The organism is Bacillus cereus group sp. Bc031 (assembly GCF_027716265.1).
GTDB classification, from domain to species: Bacteria; Bacillota; Bacilli; order Bacillales; family Bacillaceae_G; genus Bacillus_A; species Bacillus_A paranthracis.
In genome coordinates this window covers 24,020-34,825 of record NZ_JAQFUL010000055.1, presented here as the reverse complement: position 1 = coordinate 34,825, position 10,806 = coordinate 24,020, and the positions used below count along the sequence as shown (strand labels likewise).

Here is a 10,806-nt window from a genome sequence, read left to right as displayed (position 1 = left end):
TTTTCTCTCATTATACAAGAAAGACCCTATAGAATAGACTTTTTTTTAAGTGTCTATTCTATAGGGTACATTTTAATCATTAGCTCCCTTTTTTCATTATTTTGCTTCTGCTGTGTTTTCTTTTGCAGAACGAACTTGCTCGTCCGCATGGTAAGAAGAACGCACAAGTGGGCCAGCTTCACAGTGGCTAAAGCCTTTGCTAAGTGCAATTTCTTTTAGCTCTGCAAATTCCGCTGGTGGGTAATATTTAAGAACTGGTAAATGCTTCTTAGATGGTTGTAGGTAGTGTCCAAGAGTTAAAATATCCACATTGTTTGCACGTAAGTCATCCATTGCTTCAATTAAATCTTCTCTCGTTTCACCTAAGCCCACCATAATGCTCGATTTAGTTGGAATATCAGGCTGCATTTCTTTTGCTCGACGTAAAAACTCTAATGAACGATCATATTTTGCTCTAGCGCGAACTCGGTCAGATAATCGACGTACTGTTTCAATGTTATGGTTTAAAATATCTGGTTTTGCATCCATTAACATTTTTAAGTTTTCTTCTACTCCACCCATATCAGATGGTAATACCTCGATTGACGTAAATGGATTTTTACGACGTACAGCGCGTACTGTTTCAGCAAAAACAGCTGCTCCACCATCTTTTAAATCATCACGTGCAACCGCTGTTATAACAACGTGCTTTAAGCCCATTTGTACTACAGAATCTGCTACGCGTTCTGGCTCTTGTAAATCAAGCTCAGTTGGTAAGCCTGTTTTAACCGCACAAAAACGACAAGCACGTGTACAAACCGCACCTAAAATCATAAATGTTGCTGTTTTTCTTACAGCCCAGCATTCATGAATATTCGGACATTTTGCTTCCTCACAAACTGTATGAAGATTTTTAGAACGCATCATTTTCTTTAAGCCTGTATAGTTTTCATTCGTGTTTAACTTAATTTTCAACCATTCGGGCTTGCGCTTATATTCTGTTTGTTTTGTCATGGTTATCAACTCCGCACAATATGAAATAGTTTACCGTGTTCGCTTCTTTCAATGTAACATATCTATTCTAACGTATGAAAGCGATTTGCTCAAATGAAGATTCTAAGATTTTTTCCAATCGTTCCCTATAATGAAATACTCCGTATATCCCACACTAAAAAGAGTGATGATGTGAAAGGAGTCTATTTCATGCTTCGAAAAATTTCTCTTTTGCTTTCGATTTGCTTTCTTCTCCACCAAAACATCGCTTACGGTGAAGATAATCAGCAAAGCATATACGAAAAGCGCATGGCACTATATAAAGAAACCGAGCAATCTTCAGGCATTCCGTGGTATTACTTAGCTGCAATGGATCAATACGAAAGAAATATACGGAGCGTAAGAAAAGATATTCCGAAAAAACCAGATGCCATCATTTCCCTTTATTTCAAACCAGAAATATGGGCTGGACCTGTTAATGGTAACGACACTCTCCCCCACACAATTGCTCTATTTGGCGGGTTAGGTTTAGATGGTGACAAAGATGGATTTGCAAATGCAAATAACGACCGTGATCTTTTGCATACAGCAGCAACGATTTTAAAGAAACAAGGAACGTCAGAAGAACGTATTAAAATCATGCTCTGGGAATATTATAGACGTGCAAAAACAGTTGATTTAATTACCGAATACGCCCAAATTTATAAACATTACGGACGTATTAATTTAGAAGGAAATGCGTTCCCTCTTCCGATTCGTAGTGACCATAGCTACCGTAGTACTTTTGGCGCTGGAAGAAGTTTTGGGGGAAGAAGAGTTCATGAAGGAACCGATATATTCGCAGGCTATGGCGTACCAGTAAGATCCACTTGCTATGGCATTATTGAAACAAAAGGCTGGAACCGCCTTGGCGGATGGCGCATCGGTATTCGTGACCTTCATAACAATTATCATTATTACGCTCACTTAGGCGGGTTCTCAAAAGAGATACAGCTTGGACAAATTGTCGAACCCGGAAAAGTAATCGGATTTGTTGGTAGCACCGGTTACGGTCCTCCCGGCACAGCTGGAAAATTCCCGCCTCACCTACATTTCGGCATGTATAAAGACAATGGTTATACAGAATGGGCTTTCGACCCCTACATGCACTTAAGTCTTTGGGAGCGAAAAGAACGCGCAAATACAAAACGATAACCGTAGCACATTGCTACGGTTATTTTTTATTTATGGCTAACTATCCGTTTTCTTTTTATCAGGTACAACAACACTTCCGCTTCCGTAATAAGTAGGCACTTCCCCTTGAACGATGCGCGTCGCAATTGGAACATTTTGTTTCACTTTTATTTCTTTCGTATGAAATGGAATAATGACTTGCAACGTAACTTCCATCTCCATAATAATTTGAATCGCTGTCGTATTGATTCCGTGCGGCTCAATTTTTTGTTTAATATCCGTATTTACATGACCAATCGTCGTGAAATCAATTGGAATATCGGGTCCGATATTTCCAAGAAGCGCATTATTTGTTACACGACCAAACGGAACTGCCATCGTTGCCCCATTTTTTTCAAAAATACCTAGTCCCTTCAAATTCCCTTGTTCTACTTGCTGTAAATACTTTTCTATGTATGTGGTCGTTGACGTTACGATTTCATTTACTTGCTTCGTATTTAAATTAATTGTGGATACTTTCCCGTTTTTATCATTTTGTACTTTCATTAATGAATCGACATCGAATCCCTCATCAATTCTATCTTTTACCGCCTTCGTCATAACCGCTGTCGCCATTTTATGTGTCTCTACTTCTCCATATTTCATTAATGTCGGCTGAATGCTACTATTCACAATCCATAATCCTTGCACGAGTAATATGACAAAAAGAATACACGACATAAGCAGTATGTGCCGAAAGGAAATAGGCCCCCTTCGAAACCGCGAATTTTTCGAACGAAATATACTCATAAAAAAACCTCCTTCTTATATCATTTCTATGCAAGAAGGAGGGACGATATATGCTTATCTCATTTTTAATAATGCTTCTTTTCCGATTGTGCCAGCCGTAATACCTAACGCTTCGGCTTCAATCGTTACTGATTCTAGCGGTGCTTCAAGAAGTTGTTCAATCGTTCTTACACCAACCGCGCGACCAGCAATAATACCACGATCCCCTAACTTCTCATTTAAAAGACCTACATCTAATGCACCGCACATAATATATCCTTTATCGCTCATTACAGCTAGCAAATTTGTCTTTGGAAGTTTGACGCTAACCGCAATAAACGTATAATTATCGATTATAATCGGCTCTACATTAACCATAGTTCACACTCCTCTCTTTCTTATCTGTATGACAAGAGAAAAATGAGTGTTACAAGTTAACTAGCCTATAGTTTGACAGAAGATGTATAAGTTATTAACATGTCTGCTAACACATCTCTAAGTAGTTCTGGCATATAATATTGTTTGTCAGAAAGTGTGGATAGCTCTGGGTATAAGTAGCCAAATGTAAACATATCAATCGTTCCTACCGTATATATACGTTCTAATTCCAGCGATTCCCCGTTAATTAATACATCTTCGAGTAAAATTTTATTCCCAGGAATCGTATCTGGAATGACTTCTACACCAGCGTAAATCATTTTCCCCATTACTTTCCCCCGAAATCCAAACCCTTTTACCTCAAGGTTCTCCATATTCGGCCGACGTGCTTTCAAGATCACTTCTCTTAACGTTTTCCCCGGCACTTTTAATAGGCATGGATTAATTGGATGTGGACAAATTCTGTGAATATCTCCGCGCGTCACAACGCCTTCTTCTAATCTTTCAAGAAGTACACCAGCGTTCACCATGCCAATCTCTGCATCGCACCACGTTTTCAACGCATTTGCTAACATGTGCGAAAATGCTGTCTCATGAAACCAATCAACCGGTAATGATTCCTTTAAATGAACGACAGGATCTTCCATAATATGTTTACTTTCTTCCTGCAGCGCTTCAATTGTGGATAATGGTTTGTTATAAGCACCTAAACGTTCAGTCTTAATTGCTCTACCATCCTTTTTCAACAGCTTCTTCGTCTCTTTATCCACCGTAAGCTGAACGTGCCCAACGTAACGTCCCCACTTTTCACAACAACAAAGTAACGTATGATTCATAAGAACACCACGCTCAAATAAATGATGCGTATGTGCCCCTAAAATAACATCTATATCATACTGCTCCGCCATATACTCATCCATACTTTTTCCAAGGTGAGAAAGGACAACCGTTATATGAGCCTCATCTCTCACTTCTTCTAAAATAGACTCTAAATGCTCAATTGGATCTTCAATATGCCAATCTAACATTTGATAAAACTCTGGATACGCAACCGTTAATCCGATAAAAGCAATCGTAATCCCATCTGTCGTTGTATGTAATTTATAAGGCTTTGCCCACTCTGGACGTACCCCTTCTTTTTCAAATAAATTCGCGACAAGCACCTCAAATCCAGCATCATCATATAGACGATTCAAATGCTCCTTCGCTAACGTAATTCCTTCATTATTTCCGATCGTTACATAATCATATAAAGCCTCATTTAAAAGTTTCGTATTGCCAAGCCCATTCGTCGCTTCCGAAATACTATGAAAACGATCCACATGATCGCCGATATCTACAGTTAAAACAGTCTCTCCCGCTTCCTGTCTTCGCTTTTTCTCTCCTTGTACAAACCGAGAAATTTGCGGCCAATTTTCAAAATGACTATGTATATCGTTTGTATGATAAAGGTGGATAATTGTTTCTTTATTTATATTCAGAGAAAAAACCTCCTCTCAGTTCCTTACTGCCATTTACGCTATGCGTATGCAATAATCCTGTAAATACTTTTCGTCTTTTCTTGCTATTTTACATTGTACTCGCATTATGAGAAAAAGCAAAAGATTGTCCTTTTTATATGAGAAACTTTACTTTTTCCAGTCTGGGGATTTGTTGGTAGAGCGGGGATTTGTCAGAAAGTTCAACAGGAGATTCGCAGGTCTTTTTTCAATTGGATTCACCAGTGGATTTGTCAGTATCTTTGCCTTACTTCCAGTCGGTCCCCTTTCATATAAAATGTTGCAGGGTATATGAAGAATTTCTTTTGTCGTAATTTGTTGATAAGTCGATATTCCTTGTCGAATCGTCGATATATTGAAATAATAGCCGATATATTCGGAGTTATCGTCGATATATTTGAAAAATCGCTGATATATTTAGTCAGAAACCCACCTAGGTATCTCGGCTACCCCCACCCCAAGCCCAGCTCACACAATAAAAAAGCGCCCTGCACAGCAGGGCGCTTTCTTTATATATTATCCAGTTCCAGCGGCTAGAATGTTCGGTGGCTTCACTTCTTCCTATGAGGCAAAAAGCGCCTCTACGTCAGAAGCTCCATCCCCCTCACATTCTGGACGAGCCGCCTCCACTTTAAATATGTCCAGCTTCGCCTCCTAGACCCTCATGTCTAAGAACCTTCCGCACGAGAAGATAAAAAGCATCTTCTGTGCGAAAGAACCTTAGCCAACGGGTCTGAACAGTCGGCTCCGCATTTCTATTTAACCAATAGAACCTTCCATCTCAAACTTGATTAGGCGGTTCATTTCAACTGCGTATTCCATTGGAAGTTCGCGAGTGAATGGCTCGATGAAGCCCATTACGATCATTTCTGTAGCTTCTTGCTCAGAAATACCGCGGCTCATTAGGTAGAATAATTGTTCTTCTGATACTTTCGATACTTTCGCTTCGTGCTCAAGTGAAACGTAATCATTTTTGATTTCGTTGTAAGGAATTGTATCAGATGTAGATTGGTTATCCATGATTAACGTGTCACACTCGATGTTAGAGCGAGAGTTTTTCGCTTTTGGTCCGAAGTGTACGATACCACGGTAAGTTACTTTACCACCATGCTTCGCAATCGATTTAGAAACGATTGTTGAAGACGTGTTTGGTGCTAAGTGAATCATTTTCGCACCAGCATCTTGGTGTTGGCCTTTACCAGCAATCGCGATAGATAATGTTAAACCACGAGCGCCTTCGCCTTTTAAGATAACTGCTGGGTATTTCATCGTTAATTTAGATCCGATGTTACCGTCAATCCATTCCATCGTTGCGTTTTCTTCACAAACCGCACGTTTTGTAACTAGGTTGTATACGTTGTTCGCCCAGTTTTGGATTGTTGTATAACGGCAATATGCATCTTTCTTAATGATGATTTCTACTACCGCACTGTGAAGTGAGTTAGTCGTGTAAACAGGTGCTGTACAACCTTCTACGTAGTGTACGTGTGCGCCTTCGTCTACGATGATAAGCGTACGCTCGAATTGTCCCATATTTTCAGAGTTAATACGGAAATACGCTTGAAGTGGTGTATCAACTTTAACACCTTTTGGAACGTAGATGAATGATCCACCAGACCAAACTGCAGAGTTTAATGCTGCGAATTTGTTGTCTGTCGGTGGGATTACTTTTCCGAAATGCTCACGGAAAATATCTTCGTTCTCTTTTAATGCGCTATCTGTATCTTTGAAGACGATTCCTAGAGCTTCTAGGTCTTCTTTCATGTTGTGGTATACAACTTCAGATTCGTACTGTGCAGATACACCAGCTAAATACTTTTGCTCAGCTTCTGGAATACCTAATTTATCAAATGTAGCTTTAATTTCATCAGGTACTTCATCCCAAGACTTCTCAGATTTCTCAGATGGTTTTACGTAGTACGTAATTTCATCGAAATCTAAGTCGTTTAAGTCGCCGCCCCATTGTGGCATTGGCATTTCATAGAACTTATCCAGTGATTTTAAACGGAAGTCTAACATCCACTGTGGTTCTTCTTTCATACGTGAAATCTCTTCAACGATCTCTTTTGTTAAACCGCGTCCAGCACGGAAAATCGAAACGTCTTTGTCTTTGAAACCATATTTATAATCGCCGATATCTGGCAGTTGCTTCGCCATGTTGGTGTGTCCCTCCTTAGATAACCTCGTTTTTAGGAACCTTTAACATTACTTATCTTCGTTTAAGCCCTTTTCTAACGCTTTCCACGCTAATGTTGCACATTTAATACGTGCAGGGAACTTGCATACGCCTTGTAATGCTTCAATATCTCCTAAATCGATGCTGTCATCGTACTCTTTTCCTAGCATCATGTCAGAGAAAATTTTAGAAAGCTGAAGTGCCTCTTCAATTTTCTTACCTTTTACTGCTTGTGTCATCATTGAAGCTGAAGACATTGAGATAGAACATCCTTCTCCTTCAAACTTCGCTTCTTGCACAATACCTTCTTCTACTTTCATCGTAAGTTGAATACGATCGCCGCAAGTTGGATTGTTCAAGTTCACTGTAACACTATCTTCTAACACGCCATGGTTACGAGGATTCTTATAATGATCCATAATAACTTGACGATATAACGTATCTAAATTATTAAATGACATTTGTGAAATACTCCTTTGTCTTGATTAGCGATTCAACAAATGTATCAATTTCTTCTTTTGTATTATATAAATAGAAGCTTGCACGTGCTGTTGAAGAAGCTTTCAGCCACTTCATAAGCGGTTGTGCACAGTGATGTCCTGCGCGAACCGCAATACCTTCTACATCTAATACTGTCGCTACATCATGAGGATGTACGTCTTCAATATTAAATGTAACAAGACCAGCGCGATGCTTTGGACCATAAATTGTAACGCCATCTACTTCTGATAGTCTTTCTAAAGCGTATTGCGCTAATTCATGCTCATGCTTTTCAATATTATCAAGACCGATTTCTTCTAGGAAATCAATTGCCGCACCAAGTCCGATTGCATTACCGATAATCGGCGTACCTGCTTCGAACTTCCACGGAAGCTCTTTCCAAGTAGATTCTTGTAAATCTACGAAATCAATCATTTCACCGCCAAATTCAATTGGCTCCATATTGTTTAGCAATTCTTTCTTACCATATAATACGCCGATACCTGTAGGGCCGCACATCTTATGAGCAGATAATGCGTAGAAATCACAGTTTAAATCTTGTACATCCACTTTCATATGAGGTGTACTTTGTGCACCGTCAACGACCATAATTGCGCCATTTTCATGTGCAATTGCTCCGATTTCTTTTACAGGGTTAATCGTTCCAAGTACGTTAGAAACATACATGATAGAAACGATTTTTGTATTCGGTGTAATTGTTTGACGAGCATCTTCTATTGAAATTGTCCCATCTGGTTGAAGCGGAAGATATTTTAAAGTTGCACCAGTTTTCTTCGCAACTTGCTGCCACGGAATGATGTTACTATGGTGCTCCATGTAAGAAATAACGATTTCATCGCCTTCTTTTACATTTTCAAGACCATAGCTAGCCGCTACTGTATTTAATGCAGTTGTTGTTCCGCGCGTGAAAATAATCTCTTCCATTGATTTCGCATTAATAAACTTGCGAACTTTCTCGCGTGCACCTTCATACGCGTCGGTAGCTTTCGTACCGAGCGTATGAACACCGCGATGCACATTAGAGTTATATTCTTTATAGTAACGTTCTAACGTTTCAATGACTTGAATTGGTTTTTGAGAAGTTGCTGCACTATCGAAATAAACAAGTTGTTTGCCGTTCACTTTTTGATCAAGAATTGGAAACTGTTTGCGTATTTCATGAATATTCATTAGCGAACTTTCCTTTCAATTACCTCAACAAGCTGTGCCTTTACTCCTTCAATTGGAAGCTCATTAACTACAGGTGCTAAGAATCCATGGATGACTAAACGTTCTGCTTCGCGTTTTGGAATACCACGGCTCATTAAGTAGTATAGTTGAGTTGGATCTACGCGACCTACTGAAGCTGCGTGACCTGCCATAACATCATCTTCGTCAATTAAAAGAATTGGGTTTGCATCACCGCGTGCTTTCTCATCTAACATAAGAACGCGAGAAGATTGTTGTGCATTTGACTTAGATGCACCGTGTTCAATCTTACCAATTCCGTTAAAGATAGATGTTGCACTATCTTTTTGTACACCGTGTTTTAAAATCCAACCTTCAGAGTGTTTACCGAAGTGAACAACTTTAGTTGTAAAGTTTTGTGTTTGGTTACCACGGCCAATTGTTACTGTTTTCGTATCAGCATATGAACCGTCGCCCATTAAGTTTGTAACGTTCTCTGAAATTGTGTTTCCGTCATTCATAAGGCCTAGAGCCCAATCAACGCGGCCGTCGCGTCCAACAATACCGCGGCGGTTAACGTAAGTTGTTACGTCTTTTGCTAATAGATCAACCGCACCGAATTTCACTTGTGCGCCTTGTTCCACGATTACTTCTGCTACGATATTTGCAATACCTTTAGCATTTTCATTTGCAACGTAGTTTTCTACATAAGTTGCAGTACTGTTCGCATCAGCTACGAATAATACATGGTTATATACGTTAGCTTCTTCGCCGTCTACTAAGAATACAGCTTGAAGTGGAGTTTCAAGAACAACGTTTTTCGGAACATATACGAATGCACCACCGTTGATTAATGCAGCATGAAGTGCAGTTAGACGATGCTCGTCTACCTTCACGCCGTCTTTCATTAAGTACTTTTGTACTAGTTCAGCATGCTCAGTTGCAGCTGTTACGATGTCTGTGAAAATAACACCTTTTTCTTTTGCTTCGTCTGCTAAAGAAACGAATGCAGTTGTACCAGTACGTTGCACTAATACACTGTTATTTTCATCGATTAAGTTTTTCACTGCTTCTGGAAGCTCTGTTAAAGAACTTACAGACTCTTGCTTAGCAGCGTCGCCTTTTCCGATAAAGTCCCATTTGTCAATTTTCGTTTTATCAGGAGTTGGCATTGGAAGTTCAGTTGCTTGTGCAAGAGCTTGTAAGCGGAACTCAGTCAACCAAGCTGCTTCGTTTACTTCGCTTGCGCGTTGACGGATTGTTTCTTGATCGAAAGGTAATGTACCGATTGTCATGTTTATGCTCCTCTCTTACGCTTCTTGCTCTGTTGTTTCGTCTTCAATACCTAATTCTTTTTTAATCCAGTCGTAACCTTCAGCTTCTAGACGTTGTGCAAGCTCAGGTCCACCAGATTTAACGATACGACCGTTCATCATAACGTGAACGAAGTCTGGAGTGATGTAGTTTAATAAACGTTGGTAATGCGTAATCATTAGGCAACCGAAGTCTTCGCCGCGCATTTCGTTAATACCTTTAGATACAACTTTTAATGCATCGATATCAAGACCTGAGTCAATTTCGTCTAAGATTGCGATTTTTGGCTCAATCATCATTAATTGAAGAATTTCGTTACGTTTTTTCTCACCGCCAGAGAAACCTTCGTTTAAGTAACGTTGTGCCATTTCTGGATCCATTTCTAGGAATTCCATGTTTTTATCTAATTTACGGATAAATTTCATAAGAGAAATTTCATCGCCTTCTTCACGACGTGCGTTAATTGCAGAACGTAAGAAGTCAGCGTTTGTTACTCCGCTAATTTCACTTGGATATTGCATTGCTAGGAATAGACCTGCTTGTGCGCGCTCATCTACTTCCATTTCTAATACATCTTCACCGTCGATGATGATGCTACCTTCTGTTACTTCATATTTTGGGTGACCCATAATTGCAGAAGATAAAGTTGATTTACCTGTTCCGTTAGGTCCCATAATTGCGTGGATTTCTCCACCTTTTACTTCAAGGTTTACACCTTTTAAAATTTCTTTGCCATCAATTGATACGTGTAAGTCTTTAACCGTTAATGTAGAACCAGCCATCTCAATACCTCCATTAATCCTATATATACATTTTAAAAATTCCTAAAACGTTCATATTCTCATTTTATTCTCATTC

10 protein-coding genes are annotated in these 10,806 nt (G+C 39.4%); 1 reads left to right on the top strand and 9 read right to left on the bottom strand.

Annotated features, from left to right (window positions below):
- Positions 1 to 96: 96 nt before the first annotated feature.
- Positions 97 to 993 carry a lipoyl synthase gene (gene lipA / locus PDQ33_RS19530; RefSeq protein ID WP_061131756.1) on the bottom strand — a complete coding sequence of 299 codons (897 nt, stop codon included), beginning with the start codon at positions 991 to 993 and terminating at the stop codon, positions 97 to 99.
- Between the two features lie 189 nt (positions 994 to 1,182).
- Here lipA and PDQ33_RS19525 point away from each other — a divergent pair, with 189 nt between their 5' ends.
- Complete coding sequence (locus PDQ33_RS19525; RefSeq protein WP_000944673.1) at positions 1,183 to 2,166, top strand: M23 family metallopeptidase; 984 nt, start codon at positions 1,183 to 1,185, stop codon at positions 2,164 to 2,166.
- Between the two features lie 36 nt (positions 2,167 to 2,202).
- Here PDQ33_RS19525 and yunB read toward each other — a convergent pair whose 3' ends face one another.
- The 8 genes from yunB to sufC form a co-directional block, all read right to left on the bottom strand.
- Positions 2,203 to 2,934, bottom strand: coding sequence for a sporulation protein YunB (gene yunB, locus PDQ33_RS19520; RefSeq protein ID WP_061131757.1), 732 nt, complete (start codon positions 2,932 to 2,934; stop codon positions 2,203 to 2,205).
- 54 nt (positions 2,935 to 2,988) lie between these two features.
- A complete protein-coding gene (locus PDQ33_RS19515; protein ID WP_000248463.1) occupies positions 2,989 to 3,291 on the bottom strand; it encodes a YunC family protein in 303 nt (100 codons plus the stop codon).
- A gap of 65 nt (positions 3,292 to 3,356) precedes the next feature.
- Positions 3,357 to 4,748: a bifunctional metallophosphatase/5'-nucleotidase gene (locus PDQ33_RS19510; RefSeq protein ID WP_074543854.1), complete on the bottom strand. Its 1,392-nt coding sequence runs from the start codon at positions 4,746 to 4,748 to the stop codon at positions 3,357 to 3,359.
- An 801-nt stretch (positions 4,749 to 5,549) separates the two neighbouring features.
- Positions 5,550 to 6,947 carry a Fe-S cluster assembly protein SufB gene (sufB, locus tag PDQ33_RS19505; RefSeq protein WP_001118823.1) on the bottom strand — a complete coding sequence of 466 codons (1,398 nt, stop codon included), beginning with the start codon at positions 6,945 to 6,947 and terminating at the stop codon, positions 5,550 to 5,552.
- A gap of 48 nt (positions 6,948 to 6,995) precedes the next feature.
- Entirely contained in the window at positions 6,996 to 7,427 is a 432-nt protein-coding gene (gene sufU / locus PDQ33_RS19500) for a Fe-S cluster assembly sulfur transfer protein SufU (protein ID WP_000009523.1), read from the bottom strand.
- The gene (gene sufS, locus PDQ33_RS19495; RefSeq protein WP_001020761.1) at positions 7,417 to 8,637 is read right to left on the bottom strand and encodes a cysteine desulfurase SufS; all 1,221 of its coding nucleotides are present in this window, start codon (positions 8,635 to 8,637) and stop codon (positions 7,417 to 7,419) included. The genes sufU and sufS overlap by 11 nt, the downstream gene beginning before the upstream one ends.
- Entirely contained in the window at positions 8,637 to 9,929 is a 1,293-nt protein-coding gene (sufD, locus tag PDQ33_RS19490) for a Fe-S cluster assembly protein SufD (RefSeq protein WP_061131759.1), read from the bottom strand. Before sufD ends, sufS begins: the two co-directional genes overlap by 1 nt.
- 15 nt (positions 9,930 to 9,944) lie before the next feature.
- Complete coding sequence (gene sufC, locus PDQ33_RS19485) at positions 9,945 to 10,730, bottom strand: Fe-S cluster assembly ATPase SufC (RefSeq protein WP_000929157.1); 786 nt, start codon at positions 10,728 to 10,730, stop codon at positions 9,945 to 9,947.
- Between the last annotated feature and the right edge of the window lie 76 nt (positions 10,731 to 10,806).

Excerpts from the sequence above, each read along its gene's own strand:
- sufS (WP_001020761.1), bottom strand. The coding sequence starts at position 8,637 with ATGAATATTCATGAAATACGCAAACAGTTTCCAATTCTTGATCAAAAA.
- lipA (WP_061131756.1), bottom strand. The coding sequence starts at position 993 with ATGACAAAACAAACAGAATATAAGCGCAAGCCCGAATGGTTGAAAATT.
- sufB (WP_001118823.1), bottom strand. The coding sequence starts at position 6,947 with ATGGCGAAGCAACTGCCAGATATCGGCGATTATAAATATGGTTTCAAA.
- sufC (WP_000929157.1), bottom strand. The coding sequence starts at position 10,730 with ATGGCTGGTTCTACATTAACGGTTAAAGACTTACACGTATCAATTGAT.
- sufD (WP_061131759.1), bottom strand. The coding sequence starts at position 9,929 with ATGACAATCGGTACATTACCTTTCGATCAAGAAACAATCCGTCAACGC.
- sufU (WP_000009523.1), bottom strand. The coding sequence starts at position 7,427 with ATGTCATTTAATAATTTAGATACGTTATATCGTCAAGTTATTATGGAT.
- yunB (WP_061131757.1), bottom strand. The coding sequence starts at position 2,934 with ATGAGTATATTTCGTTCGAAAAATTCGCGGTTTCGAAGGGGGCCTATT.
- PDQ33_RS19515 (WP_000248463.1), bottom strand. The coding sequence starts at position 3,291 with ATGGTTAATGTAGAGCCGATTATAATCGATAATTATACGTTTATTGCG.
- PDQ33_RS19525 (WP_000944673.1), top strand. The coding sequence starts at position 1,183 with ATGCTTCGAAAAATTTCTCTTTTGCTTTCGATTTGCTTTCTTCTCCAC.